Source organism: Proteus sp. G2674 (assembly GCF_009915195.1).
GTDB classification, from domain to species: Bacteria; Pseudomonadota; Gammaproteobacteria; order Enterobacterales; family Enterobacteriaceae; genus Proteus; species Proteus mirabilis.
The window spans coordinates 144238-161958 of the sequence record NZ_JAABLS010000040.1; the positions used below are offsets into that span (position 1 = coordinate 144238).

Sequence of the window (17721 nt, forward strand, 5' to 3'; positions counted from 1 at the left end):
ATGCAAGCTCAAGCTAAGGTTACCCTTGCTGAACTAAAAGATTGCTTACAGGCTGAATATATTGGTGATAAAAAACCCTTTAGTTGGTTAAGATTATTTCATCGGGTATTCTTCTGTCAGCGTTCCCGTTACCTATTTTGGTGGCGGATAGCACAGTATTTTTATTTCTCTCCCCATCGCTTTTTACATAAATTAGGTCTTCGGATCGGTGCTAGCAATAACCGTAAATACTGTAATGATATCTCGTTAAAAACGCGTATTGGTAAAGGCCTTTCTTTACCACACCCGATTGGCATTGTACTGACTAATTACTGCCAACTGGGGGAATATGTCACTATTATGCAAGGGGTGACTATTGGCGTAAAAGAGAAAGGGGGAAAAGCCAATATCCAAGTAGGAAACCATGTTTATATTGGCTGTAATTCATCCATTATTGGTGGTGAGATTAATATTGGTGATAATGCGATTATTGGCGCCCATGCATTAGTATTAAAGGATGTGGGGGAAGGGTGTCGGTATATCACGAAAGTGATTGCGGATATCAAGCAGGTATAATGCTTGAACAAAGGTTTATAAAAAAGGTGCTGAATAAATATTAGCACCTTTTTTAGTTTATAAATAAAGATAAAATCAAGTAATGAGTATGAATTAAAATAACTTTAATTAACCAAACTAACCACTAAATCAATCTCTTAATAACGCACCAGGGTAGCCCAATTGGCGCCATGCCTCAAAAACAACCACGGCAACCGTATTAGAAAGATTCATACTGCGGCTATCCGCTAACATTGGCACACGGATTTTTTGTTGTGTTGGCATATTATCCAACACATAAGGTGGTAAACCTCGTGTCTCAGGGCCAAATAGCAGATAATCCCCATCTTGATAACTTACATTACTATGGGCGGGTGTGCCTTTAGTGGTTAATGCGAATAACCTAGCCCCTGTTGGCGATTGGGCATTATCAGGGCTTAATCCTTCACTTTCTAAAAAAGCATAATAATCGTGGTGTTGTTTGATATCAGCAAACTCACGATAATCAAGTCCTGCACGGCGTAGCCGTTTATCATCCCAAGTAAAACCCAATGGTTGGATCAAATGAAGATGAAAGCCTGTATTTGCACACAGGCGGATAATATTACCCGTATTCGGTGGAATTTCGGGTTCAAATAAGACGATATTGAGCATTATTTATTTTACTTGATAATAGTTTTTATACCAATCAACAAACTGTTTTACACCTTCATCAACACTTGTTTGAGGTTTATAGCCAGTTGCTTTAAATAAATCCTCAGTATCTGCCCATGTGGTGTACACATCACCGGGTTGCATTGGTAACATATTTTTATCTGCTTTTTTACCTAAATGTATTTCTAACGCACTAATATAATCCATTAAATTTACCGGAGATCCATTACCAATATTATAAACCTTATAGGGTGCAGAACTATCTGCCGGGGTACCTGTACTTACTTTCCAATCTTGCTGGGTTGTAGGGATCACATCAGCAATACGTGTAACACCTTCTACAATATCTTCAACATAAGTGAAATCACGTTTCATTTCACCATGGTTATAAATATCTATAGGCTGATTGTTAATAATGGCTTTAGTAAATTTAAATAATGCCATATCGGGGCGTCCCCAAGGGCCATAGACTGTGAAAAAACGTAATCCAGTAGTCGGAATACCATATAAATGAGAATAGCTATGCGCCATTAATTCATTAGCTTTTTTAGTGGCTGCATATAAAGAAACAGGATGATTAGCCTGATCATGAGGAGAAAATGGCAATTCATCATTTAAGCCATAGACTGAACTTGATGATGCATAAACAAGATGCTTAACGTTATTGTGTCGGCAACCTTCTAAAATAGTTAGAAAACCAGTTAAATTACTATCAGCATAAGAAAACGGATTAATTAGTGAATATCTAACACCAGCTTGTGCAGCTAAATGAATAACCCTATCAAATTTCTCAGCCTCAAATAATTGAGTAATTTTTTCTCTATCAGCTAAATCAATAAAAGAAAAAGAGAAATTATCCAGTTGATTTAAAAGATTAAGTCTAGCTTCTTTTAAAGCAACATCATAATAATCATTAAGGTTATCAATACCAACAACGGTTTCACCCTGCTGGATCAGTTTTTTTATTAGATGAAAACCAATAAATCCAGCAGCACCTGTGACTAAATATTTCATTACGTAATTAATCCGTTTCTATTAATTAATCGTTACCAAAGAGGTCTCGAGTATAAACTTTTTCTTCAACATCGTTTAGTGCTGAAGCCATTCTATTGGTAATAATGACATCAGACATTGCTTTAAACTCATCTAAATTATGAATTAATTTTGAGTTAAAGAAAGTCTCTTCTTTCATTTCTGGCTCATAAATTACCACTTCAATGCCTTTTGCTTTAATACGCTTCATAATGCCTTGGATTGAAGATGAGCGGAAATTATCAGAGCCTGATTTCATAATTAAACGGTAAACACCAACAATCTTCGGTGATTTAGCGATAATGGAATCAGCAATAAAGTCTTTACGAGTGCGGTTAGCTTCAACAATGGCACCAATGATATTATTAGGTACTGATTCGTAGTTGGCTAACAATTGTTTAGTATCTTTTGGTAAGCAGTAACCGCCATAACCGAATGAGGGGTTGTTATAGTGATTACCAATACGCGGATCTAAACAAACACCTTCAATAATTTGTCTTGCATTTAAATTGTAAGCTTGGGCGTAGCTATCGAGTTCATTAAAATAAGCAACACGCAGTGCGAGATAAGTATTAGCAAATAGTTTGATTGCTTCTGCTTCTGTAGAATCAGTAAAAAGAACATCAATATCTTTTTTTAATGCCCCTTGTTGTAAAAGCTCAGCAAATTTCTCTGCTCTTGCAGATTGCTCACCAATCACAATACGAGATGGGTAGAGATTATCGTAAAGGGCGCGGCCTTCACGTAAGAACTCAGGAGAGAAGATAATATTATCGGTATGATATTTTTCTCTCATCTGTTTAGTAAAACCAACCGGAATGGTTGATTTTATAATCATAGTGGTGTTTGGATTATATTCTAAAACATCACGAATAACCGACTCGACAGAAGAGGTGTTAAAGTAGTTAGTTTTAGGATCATAATCGGTAGGAGTGGCTATGATAACAAATTCAGCATCTTTATAAGCGAATTCTTTATCTAAAGTTGCTGTAAAGTCGAGCTCTTTAGTAGCTAAAAACTCTTCAATTTCTTTATCAGAGATAGGAGAGATTTTTTTGTTTAATAGTTCGACTTTTTCTTTATTGATATCTAATGCAACAACTTTGTTGTGCTGGGAAAGGAGTATCCCGTTAGATAGACCGACATAGCCGGTACCTGAGATGGTGATTTTCATTTTTTATCCTAAAGTTACATAATTTCTTTTAACGCATCTAAATATTTTTTTATGACTATTCTTTCATCAAATTCAGTTTCGATTTTCTGCCTACTATTTTGACCCATTTTTAGTTTTTTTTCATAGGGTAAGTTAATAAATCTATCCATGGCATCAACTAAGCTTGATACAGACTTAGGTTGACATATATATCCATTAAAACCATGAGTAACTGTTTCTCGACAACCAACATTATCAGTGGTGATTATGGGTTTTCCCATTGCTCCAGCTTCTAGTAATGTTTTTGGTACTCCTTCTCGGTAAAAAGAAGGTAGCACTATACAATCTGCTTGGGCTAATTCATTTTCTACGGTATCAGATGTACCTAAATAATTAATAATTCCCTCAGCTACCCAGTTATTCATTTGTTTATGTGTGATTGCTGAAGGATTATTTACACCAACAAATCCTAAAAGACAAAATTCAACTTTATCGCCATATCTTTCTTTTAAGATACGTGCAGCTTCAACATAAAAAGTAATCCCTTTTTCATAAAGCATTCTTGCCACTAATAGAAATCTAAATTTATGTTTATATTCTGATAATGACAATGTAAAGCGAGATAAATCAACACCTGAACCAGGCAATCTATCAACTTGTACGTTATCGACATATTTTTTTTCTAAAAATAATGAAAGGTCATCGTTATTTTGAAAAAATATTTTATCAGCATATTTTTGGCTATAGCGGTATAAATTTCTTGCTAGTTTACAACTGATAGTATCATTTACAAATAATGTACCTAAACCTGCAATATTATTGATGACTTTTATTTTGTTTAATTTTGCTGCTAATGTTCCATAAATATTATTTTTAGGAGTGAAATTGAGTACAGCATTACATCTAATTTGTTTAAATATTTTATAAAATGAAATCAATGTATAGAGGTCAATCAAAGGATTTTTACTGGCTGAATCAATTTTGATATTTATATGTTCTGCACCTAATTCTTTTAGTTTGTTTGAATAACTATCAATAGGTGAAACAGTATAAACTTTAAATCCAGCTTCTATTAAAGATATTATAGTGTTTTTTCTAAAGTTATATAAATACCAACTGGTGTTTGATGTTATTGCTATTTTTTTGTTATTCATATTCATGCCAATATTTTCCTAATAAAAAATCATATTTCTTAGGATGTATAGGTTCCCAACCACTACCATGGCAGAATGTTAATTCACCGAAGAATATTTTACCATTAACATTATAAAGATCTACTCGAACATATTTAAAATCATCAGCTAATTTCATAGATATATCTAACATTTCATTCCAATTTACTGGCCATGAAAAATTATCAGATACTGCTTCGTATTTTGGTTGTATATTAAAAGGAAGTTTTTCTTTTTTTTCGTTATATAAACTTCTTTTATGATGGTTAAATCTACTTTCATCAATTTGAATTATTTTTTTATTCTTTATACCATTAAATATATGAATTTTAAAATCGGGAGGATAACCATAAAAATCATCTCGTAATAATTTTTCAAACAATATCATAGGTTGTTCTATATCATAAAAGTATTCGTCTATTTTATTTCCAATTTTTACTTTAAGATAATTGTTAAATCTGTCACATATTTCATCTAAGTTTAGGTTGTTTTTATTATTAACTATTAGTACATTTTCTCCTCCCCCCCCATTACTTGTTTTAATTACGAATTCATTGGGTAATGAATCAAAGTCTGAAGGAGTTATAAAATTTTTTGCTTTTAGTAATGGAATTAAATAATCAGGCCCAATCTTACTTTCTATATATTTTCTAACCGTATATTTATCTACAAAAGAGGAATATTTTTTTGGATTATCATATAATTTTCTAAATATTATTTTTTCAGAAAAAGATGATGGCTGTTTAAAATTTGGAATATATTTATGTACAAGTATAAATCTAATATAAGTGTAAATTTTTTTACCTAAAAAAAATCTTAGAATATCTCTGAATGTGTTTTTTAAATGTTTCATATGATTATATTAACAATAAGATTAAAATTATTTAGCTTAATATAGTTTTTATAAAGTTGTTAATGAAATTAGTATAATTAAATTTTTCTCTTACATATTTTATTCTAAACTCCTTATCTTTAGAATAATGGCATAATGCATTATTTATTAAATTTAAAAAGCTATCTTCAAAATAAATATCATAAGATGAAATATCTGTTTTTAATCCTATTTTATCATTATCAATTATATCATTAACACCATCTACATTTGAACTGCATAAATAACATCCAGTACTTAATGCTTCTATTAAAACTCTAGGTAATCCTTCCTTTTTACTAGCAAAAAGGAAAATATGGCTTAATTTCAAGTAATCAAATATATTATCACTATAGGGAATTTTTATAATATTTCTATTAAGGCCGTATTTTAATATTTCTTTATCTAATAAAGCTTCATATAGTTTATCAGTATCTGAAGTTGGTGAACCTATTAGTATTAACTTTTTGTTATCAATGTGAAGTTTTTTAAAAGTATTTATAATAGATAACTGATTTTTTCTTTCACATATAGAACCAATACTTATAAATACAATATCATTTTTTTCTATCTGCAAGTCATCACGAAGGTTATGTAGAGAAATATTTTTCTCCTTTAATGATGGGAAATTAAACCCTGTATTAATTATAGAGAACTTATTACTATATTTTTTAATTTCATTTTCATTAAAAATTGAAAAACTATCTTTAGATATTAATATTATTTTTTTTGATAATATTAATGCTGTTTTTGTAATAAGTTTAATTCTTTCATTTATTCTAATATACCATATTAATTTTTTTTTGTAGATAACTAAAAGTGGTAAGAATAATAAGAATGATCTAATGTCATTAATACATATTACATCATATCTTTTAAAGTATTGGTTTTTACTTATTAATAGTAAAAACCAAAAATAAAAAAGAGAGATTATATAAGAAATTTTAAAAAAAATACTCTTATTTTTTCTTGATTTAAGCAAAACTTGGGGAGTGTTAATGAAGTCAGTATTAAGATTTAAATTACTAGCTTTTTGTAATAAAAGGTCATTTTTAGTTGTAAGTATAGTAACATTAAATGATTTCTCGTAAAGTCCTTTAGCCAGAGATAACATGCTTTTGGGCGCGCCATTAAGACCTGTATGATAGCTATCTAGAAAACAAATTTTTTTAGTCATAAAGTTTTTTTTTATAAGTAATTAAATTCAACAATATATAAATACACATAGGAATGAAGCCATTCTTCAAAATGAAGTAAGCTATATTATCACTATCAGATAAAAATAAAATAATACCGATATTAATAAAAAATGGAAGAATTAATAAATCTAATTGTTTTTCTGTTCTATTTTTATAAATCATTTGAAGGCGAGATATAAAGAAAGCTATAGGAATAAAGACTAAAGGATAAAAATAATATGGGAAGTTAATTATGAATTCACCTTGTAATCCTAATACTCTGCTTGTTGATTTATCATATTGCTGGTGTAATAATTCAGCACCAGGGCTTCCTTTCCTTTCTAAATCTAATAAAGAATTTGGTATAAATAATAATAATGAAGATATATAGGTTTCTCCATATCTAAGTTTATTATAATATCCTTCTGATTGTGAATATATAGCAAATGATTGAATATCTGCACGTGAGAAATCGGTTAAAATAGATTTCAATAAAATAGAATCTGTTGCTGTATTGTAATAATTATTAGAACTAATTCCATGGTTTTCTATTGCATAGAAAAAATCAGTTTTGTATTTTTTATAAACACCATACACAAGCATGAATGATATTATAAATACAGTACATAGAGTTATAAATTTTATATTTAATTTTCTGATAAAAAAATGAATTAAAGCTAGACACCAAAATAATCCCCATATAGTATTGCTTCTACTGCCAGATAAACCGCCAAATAATATTTTCAGTAGTATAAAAATAAACATTAATATAAATATGTTTACCCATGGTAATTTTTTATTCCGATAATAAAAAACAGCTAAGAACATAAATATAATCGGAAATGATTCGGCTATAATGGCAAATTTTCCCAATCCCTTAAAAGCATCGGGACCAATAGTCTCTTTAGCTTTGATATAGCCCAAAACACCCCCGAATTTATAGTAGACATATAATTGTATTACCAAAGAGAATAACAAAAATAAGATTGTAATAAAATAAAAAGGGGCTGTTCTGATATCATAAATGTTTTTTTTCTTACTTTTTATAAGAGGTTTTATCTTATTAAATAAATGCAAAGAGAAGTAAAATAAAATTACTCCGATTAAATTTAGAGAAGCCCAGTTATTATAATAGGATTTCCATACATCATATTTCTTAAAGAAAAACATATAATAAAAATTAAAATTAATATGTAATAAAGGAGCTATGATAAATAAATGATAGATAGTTAAAGAAATAATAAAAGTAGGCGAGAAAAAATCTTTATATATAAATCCGGGAATTATATAATATACTATTATAATACTTGTTACATATAAAGGAATTATATAGTAATCCAAGCTGTTTAAGTTTAAGATTATGAAAAAACCAAATAGCAACGTATTGATTAGTATAGAAATTATTAAGTTTCTCATTATCTTGATCTTAATTTTCACTAGTGAGATGATATTCAGAAGTTCTTTTCTGTATGATTATTGTATTATCAGATACGTTTTTTGTAATAATAGATCCTGCTGCTATAATACAATTATTACCTATGGTAACACCTTTTAATATAATAGTATTAGAGCCTATCCAAACATTGTCTCCGATAACTATTGGAGCTGTAATGAATGAAGAGCGAAGATGATTAATTCCTTTTGAATAATCATGGTCATGATCATATAACTTAACTCCTTCTCCAAATATAGTGTTTTTCCCTATTTTTATTGATTTTCTGACGTTAATCGAACAATTATTATTAAAGAACACATTTTCTTTTATAATTAAACTGCCTTTATTAATACTGATATTTAAGTTTCGTTTATTTCTTAATCCTGATTTAATAATACATAAACCGTTTATATTAGATATATATCCATGAATATGAGATCGAAAAGGATTTATTTTTATATTTTCTATTATCATTTGAATAAATGTAAATGATATTTTATATAATTTTAAAATTATGTTATTTACTTTCATAGATCGAACCTATTTTATTGGCAGTATATTTTATATCACATTCTTTATTAATAAAATATTCATCTATAATAGTTTGAGATATTTTTTTATTTTTTGTTAAGAAAGTATCTATATCAATATCGCTATTTTCTAATGATATAGTTTTTACTAAGCTTGGTATTACAATTGCTTCTTTAGGAACATTATTTGATATAACAGTTGGAAATCCATAATATTGTGATTCAATGATACTTATTCCAAAACCTTCTCTAATTGATGGATATATCATAACATTACATTTATATTTACCTATATCTTTAAATGGATATCTTGATACGCCATGAAAATATACCCTATCTGATACACCTATTTTTTGTGAATATTCGATTAGTTCATTTTTTAATGGACCATCGCCAATAATATGTAATTCACTATTATTTTTCTTACTAATTAAATCAATTAAAAATTTTTGGTTCTTTTCGGGAACTAATCTAGCAATATGGCCTATAATTAATGGGGATATGTTGTTTTCTTGTTTTATGTTTCTCTTATTTAAAAATATTCCATTCTTTATGATAGTAAAATCAGTTTTGCTACCAAAGATTGATATCCCAGTTTCGTGCGAACATGCTATTTTTTGTGTGGAAAATTTATTAATTAAAAGACGCATTAGTGATGTGTATTTATTATTTTTTTTACTCATACTGTGTGCATGCGATATTCTAATTTTAACGTTATATAAGAAAGAAATAAAAATGTTAATGCCAGAGAAATAAGATACATGAGAATGAACGATATCTATTTTTTTTATTTTTATTATACGTATAAGATTATATATATAATATATAAATGTTGTTTTTTTTATTTTTTTTACTCTAATGATTTCTCCACCTAATTTAATTATTTCATTATCAAGAAAACCACTTGATTCTTCTACAAGAAAGTAATGTTGATAATTAGAAAAACTTGTGGTTTTTAATAAATCTCTTAGGAGAACTTGAGTACCACCAATATTTAGTGATGATATTATATGTAATACTTTTTTTTTCTGATTCATAATTATTTTATCTTTGAATTGATATAACTAATTATTAAACATATCGTTATTAAAGAAGAAATACTAATCGCTAATATTGCACCATTTAGATTATACTTACTGATGCATATGATGGATAAAGGTAGAATCAACAATGTTGAAAAAAAGAAAATATAAGGTTGTAGCTTTATTTTCTTTAAGGCTGTTGAAATATTTCCAAGAGCTATCATAAAAAATAATAGTGGTGAATAATAGGTTATATAATCATAAGTCTTGTGAAATGCATAAAAATCTTTATTAAATAGTAATGAAAAAATGAGATCTTTTAATATAAGAGAAGATGCAATATAAGAAATAGATATAAATAAAGTTAATGTTAATAAATTTATTATGCTTTTTTGTAGATTTTTTTTATCTTTTTCAATGTGTAATCTCGATATATGCGGAGAGTAAGTTTGGCATAATGATTGAATGATAATTTGGGCAATCTGTAAAAGGTAGAAAAAACTACTAAATGCGCCTATTTCAGTTAGAGTTGTTTTATTTTCTAGTATTATTCTTGGGATGCTCGAATTTAATGATATAAATACAGCTGTTAGTCCTAAAGGAAGAGCTGATAGTAATAGTAAATTATAAGATTTAAATTCATTTATATATGATAACGTATCTTCTTTATATCTAAAATCATAAAAATAATAACATAATATTGCGCTGATAGAATAACCAAATAATGAGTATATCAGATTTTTACTATATAAATATATTATTAAAAAGAATATTATATTTAATATGGCTCGTATTATTCTTGAGATTGCGATTCTTTTCATTAAAAAATTTCTTTGATAAGAACCATAATATATATCAAAAATAGAATCAAATAATTTAAACAGACTGACTAATAAAACAGAATATCTGGTTTTATCATTTTCAATGAAAAAACATATAAAAAATATAATACTTAGAGCTATAATAGAAAGTAATATTCTTAAGTTTAAATAAATTTTAAAATGAAAAGCTTTTTTTATATCAACTACTAAATATGAACGAAGTCCACATTGACTTAATAAAAAAATGGGGGTAGTAATTGCTAAAGAATAAGTAAATATACCTACATCTGTGCTATTACCAAATTTATTTAATATTATAAGAATTAACCATTGAGATAATGCAAATATTACATTACCTACTAATGTATAAGACGTATTTTTCAATAAAAACATAAAATATTTATAATCATAGCTACCGCACTGGGTTTACGGCCCCCAGAGCGCCAAAATTTTCTCGAAAATCTCTTATCTATCTGTAATATAAGAGTTTTGTTATATAAGCATACTTTAACAGTATGCAAAACCGCTTTGAGATTAGACTCTTCAAACCAGCGGGTCAAGCAATTGATGGCTATTCTAACATTGATTAGGTATATATAAGTATCGGAATATCGACTGATTTAGCAAGATCATTCTGAAATATCTACAAAGATGTGAATAAAAAGAATATGCCACCTATTCTTCAATAGATGGCAGAATAATTTAATATAGTAATTTTATTACTGAATTAAGCGTGTTGTGATTTATTTACCACACTCCCCCTAGGCAACCAAATCTCCACTCTTAATCCCCCTAATGGGCTATCGTCAGCTTTTACATGGCCTCGATGTTGACTAATTGCGGTTTCAACAATTGCTAGTCCCAGCCCTGTACCGCCGGATTCTCTATCACGTGCTTCGTCCGTACGATAAAAAGGTCGGAAAATATGCTCGCGATCTTCTGGGCTAACCCCTGGGCCATCATCATCAACAATAATAGTGATACCCTGATTTTGCTCGGTAAAGGCCACTTCAATACGAGAATGTGAATAACGCAAGGCATTGCGAACGATATTTTCAAAGGCACTCGCTAATGAATAAGGATTGCAATAAATCGTCCATGGGCCTGGTGGGGCAGTTACTGTTAGGGTTTTATTGCTCTGTTCAGCCTCAAATTTCGCATTATCTAAAATATCATTCCAAAGCTCATTCGCTTTTACGGTTTCACGTAATAACTCATTTTTATACTGGTTGCGAGAAAGCACTAATAAGTCATTGATCATGCTATCTAGCCGCTGTGTTTCCGTTTCAATACGCTCTAGCTCTTTACTTTCCCCGCTACGACGGCGTAGCAATGCACTGGCGAGCTGTAAACGAGTTAACGGTGTGCGCAATTCATGGGAGATATCAGAAATCAATCGCTGTTGCGCTTCAACCATACGCTCTAATGCACTGATCATCTGATTAAAACTGGTGCCTGCCGCTAAAAATTCTTGTGGGCCGGTTTCCAGCTCAGGGTGAGGGCGCAGATTACCTTTTGCTACATCATCCGCCGCATTTTTAAGCTTTCGTGCCGGTTTTGCCAAGCTCCAAGAGAGCCAAACCAGTAGCGGTGTACTGATAAGCATGGTGAATATCAGTAATAAAAGCGGTTTATCAAATAATAAATTGATAAAGTCAGATTGTGGACTACTTGATGGGCGCACTAAGTAAAGTTGATAGTGATCTTCACCATCTCGAATGGAAAAAGGGCCTAACATCTCAGAGCGGCCATATTTTTTCTTTTTCGGGTGGTCTGCGTTATCAGATTGTCCCATAAAGTTTCTGACAACTTGTATCTCATTACGTTGAGCACCAATAATGCGTCCTTCACTGGTAACAATAATAAGACGTTGACCTGGCGGCGCCCATTTATCAATGGCGCGAATTAATCGCCGCCACCATAGCAGATCGTTAGCCGGATCTTGCGCTAGTTCGGCTTCTATATGTTGCTCTAGCATAACACCTTGACGGTATTCACTTTCAAGTAAAGTGGTAAGCTGGCGCGAGTCCAGCTTGGGTACCATCATAACTAGCACCAGAACTAATGCTAGTGTCAGCCAAAATATGGCGAATATACGCGCTGACAAACTGTTTATCATAAAGATTTTTTATTAAGTTATTGAAACCATAAGATAACCACGGCCACGTAATGTTTTAAACCAAGGCTGCCCATCTGTTCTTTCCGGTAACTTACGGCGTAAGTTGGAAATATGCATATCAATCGCTCTATCAAAAGGTGTTAAGCGTTTACCTAACACTTCTTGGCTGAGATGCTCGCGCGATACCACTTGTCCTAAATGCTGAGCAAGTAGATAAAGTAACGTAAACTCAGTACCTGTTAGCTCTAATGGCTCATTATCAAAGCTGGCCTCTTGTCTACCCGGATTAAGTTGTAATTTATCAACTTGCAATATGGGTGAGGTGTTGCCATCGGTCTGTTTTTGTTCACTCCAGTTGGAACGACGTAAAATAGCTCTAATGCGTGCAACTAGCTCTCTATCGTTAAATGGCTTAGGTAAATAGTCATCTGCTCCCAGCTCTAGGCCAAGTACACGATCAAGATCGCTGCCTCTTGCCGTTAACATAATGACCGGTGTTTGGAAATTTTGGCGTAACTCTTTAAGTGTCTCGATCCCGTTCTTACGTGGCATCATGATATCCAGTAATAACAAGTCAATAGACGCGTCCAGAAGTTTTAAGGCCTGTTCGCCGTCAGTGGCGAGCACAACATTAAAGCCTTCCATTTCAAGTAGTTCTTTCAATAGCGAGGTTAATTCGCGATCGTCATCCACTAATAAGATTTTATGCATTCGTCAATTCCTCCAAGAGAAAAATACGATAATAAATAGCGCGAATCTATGACTTTACGTTCTTTTACACGCTCTGACGCTAGTTTGCAGCCGTAAAGGTATAGTAATCCACATCGAGAACAATTACACATATTTAGGTCAGCATTAATAAGTCGGTATTATAACCGAATGAGGAGTGGGACAATGCGTAAAGTAGCAATGGTTGCACTAGCATCAATGTTTTTAGTAGCTCCGACGGTAGTAATGGCTGAAACATCAAATACAAATAATCAGCCTGCTGGGCAACAACAGTATAATGATAATTACCATTGTGGATACGGTTACGGTATGCATGATGGACGAGATAACCGAGGTCATCGTGGACAACGAGGCCATATGATGGGCAACAATAATTTTGGTGAGTCGCGTATGTTTAATGGTATTACATTAACAGAGCAACAACGCACTCAAATGCGAGATTTAATGCGCCAGCATCATCAAGACCGTTTTAATAACAGTGATTTTCGTCAGCGCCACGAAAATATGCATAAGCTAATTACCGCGGATAAGTTTGATGAAGCGGCGGTAAGAGCACAAATACAAGATATGGACAAACAAGTAATAGAGCGCCGAGTTGAAATGGCGAAAGTTCATAATCAAATGTATCAGCTATTAACCCCAGAGCAAAAAGCGCAGTTAGAAAAGAATTATCAACAGCATGTCTCTTCTGTTAGTCAGCAAAACCAACAAACTCAAGAGAAAGCGAATTAGTGATTAAGTAAAGTCCTTTAGTAATGTAGTAAGAGTGTAGTAAAGCAGTACCTAGTTAGAGAGTAAGTAGCAACAACGAAGTTTTTTCCTTGCCATAGACACCATCCCTGTCTTTTGCAGCCCCTCTGGAGAGGGGCTTTTTTTTGCCCTTTTGTTTGTGATTCTTTTTAAAACAAAGGGTTAGATTTCATCTTTAAGGGTAATAAAAGTCTACTAAAGTCTTTAAAGGTGGACGGAAAGTGGACGTTTTTGGCTGTCGGTGGACACTTTGTGGACATTTTTAAAGGCTTATAAATGCTAAATTTCTTCTTTACTTTTTAGTGGGTTAAATTAGTGGCTTCTTTCCTGTTTCTTGCGACTATACCTCGGTAAAGTAATACCACCTACTTTTTATTTCTGTCTAACCTCTATGAAAAAAGAAAGGATAAAAATGTAATAATGTTTTTTTGTCAGTTTTGTTCTTTGTTCTTAGGTACAAATTCTAAATTTTGTTACTTCATCATTTGATCACAGTAAGCATTTCAACAATTTTATTAATTGACTATACCCAAAATGGGGATAAAATTATATTTATAATCATTTTAGGTACAAGTATGAAAGCGATATTTGTTGAATTACCAGCTTTTGAACGACATAGAGTAAGCTATTTTTCCGATGATGAGTTTCGACATTTTCAGTTTATGCTGTTAAAAGATCCATTATGTGGTGATGTTATTCAGCATACTGGCGGTTTACGGAAAGTGAGGTTTTCTGATCCAAAAAGGAACAAAGGTAAACGCGGTGGTACTCGAATAATCTATTATTGGCATTCGGAAAAATCTCAATTTCTATTATTTACTATTTACGGTAAAAACATTGCTGATGATTTAACAATAACTCAACGTGAACAGCTGAGAACAATGTTAGAAATGATTAAAAAAAGGGGGGATCATGACTAAACGTGATATTTTTTCTGAGCTTCAAGAAGGAATGAATGCGTGGAGTGAATTTAATGAAGGGAAAAAAACACTAAAGACTCACCGTATTAATGTTAAACCTCTTTCTATGACGCCAGCAGAAGTAAAAGCAGTACGTGAAAAATTGAATTTATCTCAAGCTGTTTTTGCTCAGTATTTACATACGGGGGTTACAACATTACAAAACTGGGAGCAAGGGATAGTAAAACCGAATAAACAAGCGGTTTTACTACTTAAAATGGTTGAAAAAAGACCGGATACGTTGATTGAGCTAGCAGGACTTTGATGTCGGTATGTTTAACGATAACTGAATAATTAACCCCTCTGGAGAGGGGCTTTTTTTTGCCCTTCTATTTATGCAATATATATAACGTGTTGAAATAGTAATCTCTATAGAGTTCTAATATAATCAACAAATATTTTTAAGTATGGTTTATTTCTATAATGAAAAAAGTATTAATTATTGGTTATAATTTAGGTGGGTTTGGCGGTATGGAAACTGTTTTTAAAAAATCTATAAATATATTGGCATCGCATGCTATCCACTCGGAGTTTATCTTTTTTAATGAAGGGGATAATAAAGTTAATGATGATTGGTTAGTTAATTGTAAATATAGAAGACTATCCTCTACGATAAAAAATACTAAGTTAAGAAGAATGAGCTATGCATTTCAGTTAGCAAGAATTCTTAAACAAGAAAAGCCAGATATTATTATCTCTTATGATACGGTGTGTTGCTATATTGCTAATTTAGCAAGAAAATTTTCCAGAAGTAATGTTTACATTTACTCATGGATACATTTTTCATTGCATAATTTATATAAGTCTCTTTATTTACATAAAGCTGATTATCATTTATCGATTAGCTCAGGGATTACACAACAGATGTATAATTTGGGGATAGATAAAGAAAAAATATTTACTATTTATAATCCAGTACGAGAAAGTAACATTACCATACCAAGAGATAATTATACTAGGTTTTTGTATGTTGGAAGAATAATTGCTTATGAACAAAAAAATATTAATGAATTATTTTACGCACTTTCTAAATTAAATGGTGATTGGACGCTTGATATTGTTGGTAATGGTAAGGATACCGATTTTTTAAAAAGCTTAGCACTAGAATTAAAGATAGCCACTAAGATCAACTGGCATGGTTGGCAAAAAGATGCTTGGTCGTATATTAAAAAAAATGTTAAATATACTTCAGCATTAGTACTGAGTTCTACATATGAAGGTTTTCCAATGGTGCTATGTGAAGCTTCTTCTTATGGTGTTTTTTGTATTAGTTCTAATTGTCCAACCGGTCCTGAAGATATTATAACACCTGAATCGAATGGATTGCTGTATCCAGTAAAGGATGTAGATAGTTTAGCTAATCACTTACAAAGTATTATTGATGGGCGTTTATTACCTACACATAATGAAATAAAAAATTCTATCATTAAATTTAATGATGAAAACTTTGCAAATCGTTTGTTATCTGCATTAAAGTTGGGTTGATATGAATAAAGGATATTATTATCCTTTATTCTAATATTTATATTTTAGCTATATTTTACTATCTCTTATCGTACTTTCAAATTCTTTAATAAATAGATTGTAATCAGTCGTTTCTCTTGACCATTCAATCGCATTTTGGCTAAAGATAGTATAATTATTCATTATTTCTATTATAGCCGTAGCACAGTTTTGTGGAGATATTAATTTTGGTAAGATTAATGTATCTGAGATAGGATCATAAACTTTATAGGGGAAGTTGATATCTAAATTTGTTAATTTATGATATTCATCAATAGATAATGTAGGTATAACACCTATACCGCAATATTTATCTTTTATTGCTTCGGGTTGTCCATTTAGTTTAGGAAATATAACTGGAATGCCGTTTGATAGGGCTTCTATACATGATAGGCCAAATGCCTCTAATATTGGCGTACTTAAATAAATGTCTATTTTTGAGTAAAAAACAGATATGTCTGATTGATACCCTATAAACTCAATTGAATTTTCAAGGTTTAATTGAGATACTAGATTTTCTAAATCACTCCGTTGTTCTCCTTCTCCTGCAATAATGAGTTTTGCTGGAATATTTCTATTTCTTAGTTCTTTCAAAGCAATAATTGCAATCCCGATACCTTTTAACCCAACAAGTCGAGAGGCCACACCTAATGTAATTATATTTTGTTTAATAAAAGTACGCGATTCTTTATACGCTATATGAGGTAATCTATTGATAACAACGTTAATATCAAATTTTGGTTTAAATCTTAATTCCATTACTCTTTTAGATGCTTTAGATACCGCAATGGCAGAATCAAGCATCTCAAAAAAGATTTGTGTTTTTTTACTCATAGGATATTGCCAAGAACAGCCATGATCATAGTAGACTAAGCTAGTATTCTTGGGTTTTCTAGATAATCTAGGGACGAAATCCCATACTAGAGTGACATCGGCTTTACTTGCTTCTATTTTTTTTGTTAAGACATGTTTTCTTAAAAAAGCAGGGTACTTTATTTTAGTAGAAGCGATTTTATTAGCGTATTTTATATCGAAATGCTTAAGCTCAGGGATCAGGTTTTTATTTAAAGAGTTACTGGTGCACAAAACCTCATTTTGAAATGAGCTATTTTTTAAATATTCAATAAACAAACGTTCAGCACCACCAAACCCTTGTAAATTAATTAAATGAAGTATTTTCATGATACTAAGCCTGTTTTTTATTAAAAAACGCAATAATTCAATTAAGCCGTTATAACTCAAAAATTTATATAATTATA

General features: G+C 30.9%; 18 protein-coding genes. 5 read left to right on the forward strand and 13 right to left on the reverse strand.

From position 1 onward, the window contains the following. Positions 1 to 555, forward strand: coding sequence for a serine acetyltransferase (locus GWI58_RS16400; protein WP_161769385.1), 555 nt, complete (start codon positions 1 to 3; stop codon positions 553 to 555). Positions 556 to 684: 129 nt separating this feature from the next. Here GWI58_RS16400 and trmL read toward each other — a convergent pair whose 3' ends face one another. The 12 genes from trmL to cpxR all read right to left on the reverse strand — a co-directional run bounded on the left by trmL (position 685) and on the right by cpxR (position 13232). After that, positions 685 to 1188, reverse strand: a complete 504-nt coding sequence (gene trmL / locus GWI58_RS16405; protein ID WP_004246449.1) for a tRNA (uridine(34)/cytosine(34)/5-carboxymethylaminomethyluridine(34)-2'-O)-methyltransferase TrmL — start codon at positions 1186 to 1188, stop codon at positions 685 to 687. A gap of 3 nt (positions 1189 to 1191) precedes the next feature. After that, on the reverse strand, positions 1192 to 2202 hold the full coding sequence (locus GWI58_RS16410) for an NAD-dependent epimerase (RefSeq protein ID WP_161769386.1): 1011 nt from the start codon (positions 2200 to 2202) through the stop codon (positions 1192 to 1194). Between the two features lie 25 nt (positions 2203 to 2227). Beyond that, positions 2228 to 3394: a nucleotide sugar dehydrogenase gene (locus GWI58_RS16415; protein ID WP_004249909.1), complete on the reverse strand. Its 1167-nt coding sequence runs from the start codon at positions 3392 to 3394 to the stop codon at positions 2228 to 2230. Between the two features lie 14 nt (positions 3395 to 3408). Next, positions 3409 to 4527, reverse strand: coding sequence for a glycosyltransferase family 4 protein (locus tag GWI58_RS16420; protein WP_442958948.1), 1119 nt, complete (start codon positions 4525 to 4527; stop codon positions 3409 to 3411). Further along, positions 4520 to 5398: an ATP-grasp fold amidoligase family protein gene (locus GWI58_RS16425; protein WP_161769388.1), complete on the reverse strand. Its 879-nt coding sequence runs from the start codon at positions 5396 to 5398 to the stop codon at positions 4520 to 4522. Before GWI58_RS16425 ends, GWI58_RS16420 begins: the two co-directional genes overlap by 8 nt. 31 nt (positions 5399 to 5429) lie before the next feature. Further along, positions 5430 to 6593, reverse strand: a complete 1164-nt coding sequence (locus tag GWI58_RS16430; RefSeq protein ID WP_161769389.1) for a glycosyltransferase — start codon at positions 6591 to 6593, stop codon at positions 5430 to 5432. Next, positions 6586 to 7518, reverse strand: coding sequence for a hypothetical protein (locus GWI58_RS16435; RefSeq protein WP_161769390.1), 933 nt, complete (start codon positions 7516 to 7518; stop codon positions 6586 to 6588). The genes GWI58_RS16430 and GWI58_RS16435 overlap by 8 nt, the downstream gene beginning before the upstream one ends. Positions 7519 to 8020: 502 nt before the next feature. Then, a complete protein-coding gene (locus GWI58_RS16440) occupies positions 8021 to 8560 on the reverse strand; it encodes an acyltransferase (protein ID WP_202608566.1) in 540 nt (179 codons plus the stop codon). Continuing rightward, complete coding sequence (locus tag GWI58_RS16445; protein ID WP_161769391.1) at positions 8547 to 9596, reverse strand: glycosyltransferase; 1050 nt, start codon at positions 9594 to 9596, stop codon at positions 8547 to 8549. The genes GWI58_RS16440 and GWI58_RS16445 overlap by 14 nt, the downstream gene beginning before the upstream one ends. Before the next feature lie 2 nt (positions 9597 to 9598). Next, positions 9599 to 10795 (reverse strand): lipopolysaccharide biosynthesis protein, encoded by a 1197-nt coding sequence (locus tag GWI58_RS16450; RefSeq protein ID WP_161769392.1) that lies wholly within the window; start codon positions 10793 to 10795, stop codon positions 9599 to 9601. A 334-nt stretch (positions 10796 to 11129) separates the two neighbouring features. Further along, positions 11130 to 12521, reverse strand: a complete 1392-nt coding sequence (gene cpxA / locus GWI58_RS16455) for an envelope stress sensor histidine kinase CpxA (RefSeq protein WP_017628687.1) — start codon at positions 12519 to 12521, stop codon at positions 11130 to 11132. Between the two features lie 12 nt (positions 12522 to 12533). Continuing rightward, positions 12534 to 13232 carry an envelope stress response regulator transcription factor CpxR gene (gene cpxR, locus GWI58_RS16460; RefSeq protein WP_004246432.1) on the reverse strand — a complete coding sequence of 233 codons (699 nt, stop codon included), beginning with the start codon at positions 13230 to 13232 and terminating at the stop codon, positions 12534 to 12536. Between the two features lie 183 nt (positions 13233 to 13415). On the opposite strand from cpxR, the gene cpxP reads away from it, so the two are divergent. The 4 genes from cpxP to GWI58_RS16480 all read left to right on the forward strand — a co-directional run bounded on the left by cpxP (position 13416) and on the right by GWI58_RS16480 (position 16444). Then, the gene (cpxP, locus tag GWI58_RS16465) at positions 13416 to 13982 is read left to right on the forward strand and encodes a cell-envelope stress modulator CpxP (protein WP_161769393.1); all 567 of its coding nucleotides are present in this window, start codon (positions 13416 to 13418) and stop codon (positions 13980 to 13982) included. Between the two features lie 593 nt (positions 13983 to 14575). Then, positions 14576 to 14920 carry a toxin gene (locus GWI58_RS16470; RefSeq protein WP_161769394.1) on the forward strand — a complete coding sequence of 115 codons (345 nt, stop codon included), beginning with the start codon at positions 14576 to 14578 and terminating at the stop codon, positions 14918 to 14920. After that, positions 14913 to 15224 carry a helix-turn-helix domain-containing protein gene (locus tag GWI58_RS16475; protein ID WP_012368673.1) on the forward strand — a complete coding sequence of 104 codons (312 nt, stop codon included), beginning with the start codon at positions 14913 to 14915 and terminating at the stop codon, positions 15222 to 15224. The genes GWI58_RS16470 and GWI58_RS16475 overlap by 8 nt, the downstream gene beginning before the upstream one ends. A gap of 158 nt (positions 15225 to 15382) precedes the next feature. Further along, entirely contained in the window at positions 15383 to 16444 is a 1062-nt protein-coding gene (locus tag GWI58_RS16480) for a glycosyltransferase (RefSeq protein WP_161769395.1), read from the forward strand. Positions 16445 to 16492: 48 nt separating this feature from the next. On the opposite strand, the gene GWI58_RS16485 is transcribed toward GWI58_RS16480, so the two are convergent. Continuing rightward, positions 16493 to 17644: a glycosyltransferase gene (locus GWI58_RS16485; protein ID WP_161769396.1), complete on the reverse strand. Its 1152-nt coding sequence runs from the start codon at positions 17642 to 17644 to the stop codon at positions 16493 to 16495. Positions 17645 to 17721 lie beyond the last annotated feature (77 nt).

Excerpts from the sequence above, each read along its gene's own strand:
- GWI58_RS16450 (WP_161769392.1), bottom strand. The coding sequence starts at position 10,795 with ATGTTTTTATTGAAAAATACGTCTTATACATTAGTAGGTAATGTAATA.
- GWI58_RS16420 (WP_442958948.1), bottom strand. The coding sequence starts at position 4,527 with ATGAATAACAAAAAAATAGCAATAACATCAAACACCAGTTGGTATTTA.
- GWI58_RS16470 (WP_161769394.1), top strand. The coding sequence starts at position 14,576 with ATGAAAGCGATATTTGTTGAATTACCAGCTTTTGAACGACATAGAGTA.
- GWI58_RS16440 (WP_202608566.1), bottom strand. The coding sequence starts at position 8,560 with ATGAAAGTAAATAACATAATTTTAAAATTATATAAAATATCATTTACA.
- GWI58_RS16475 (WP_012368673.1), top strand. The coding sequence starts at position 14,913 with ATGACTAAACGTGATATTTTTTCTGAGCTTCAAGAAGGAATGAATGCG.
- cpxR (WP_004246432.1), bottom strand. The coding sequence starts at position 13,232 with ATGCATAAAATCTTATTAGTGGATGACGATCGCGAATTAACCTCGCTA.
- GWI58_RS16410 (WP_161769386.1), bottom strand. The coding sequence starts at position 2,202 with ATGAAATATTTAGTCACAGGTGCTGCTGGATTTATTGGTTTTCATCTA.
- GWI58_RS16430 (WP_161769389.1), bottom strand. The coding sequence starts at position 6,593 with ATGACTAAAAAAATTTGTTTTCTAGATAGCTATCATACAGGTCTTAAT.
- GWI58_RS16400 (WP_161769385.1), top strand. The coding sequence starts at position 1 with ATGCAAGCTCAAGCTAAGGTTACCCTTGCTGAACTAAAAGATTGCTTA.
- GWI58_RS16445 (WP_161769391.1), bottom strand. The coding sequence starts at position 9,596 with ATGAATCAGAAAAAAAAAGTATTACATATAATATCATCACTAAATATT.
- GWI58_RS16425 (WP_161769388.1), bottom strand. The coding sequence starts at position 5,398 with ATGAAACATTTAAAAAACACATTCAGAGATATTCTAAGATTTTTTTTA.
- GWI58_RS16485 (WP_161769396.1), bottom strand. The coding sequence starts at position 17,644 with ATGAAAATACTTCATTTAATTAATTTACAAGGGTTTGGTGGTGCTGAA.
- GWI58_RS16415 (WP_004249909.1), bottom strand. The coding sequence starts at position 3,394 with ATGAAAATCACCATCTCAGGTACCGGCTATGTCGGTCTATCTAACGGG.
- GWI58_RS16480 (WP_161769395.1), top strand. The coding sequence starts at position 15,383 with ATGAAAAAAGTATTAATTATTGGTTATAATTTAGGTGGGTTTGGCGGT.
- cpxA (WP_017628687.1), bottom strand. The coding sequence starts at position 12,521 with ATGATAAACAGTTTGTCAGCGCGTATATTCGCCATATTTTGGCTGACA.
- cpxP (WP_161769393.1), top strand. The coding sequence starts at position 13,416 with ATGCGTAAAGTAGCAATGGTTGCACTAGCATCAATGTTTTTAGTAGCT.
- trmL (WP_004246449.1), bottom strand. The coding sequence starts at position 1,188 with ATGCTCAATATCGTCTTATTTGAACCCGAAATTCCACCGAATACGGGT.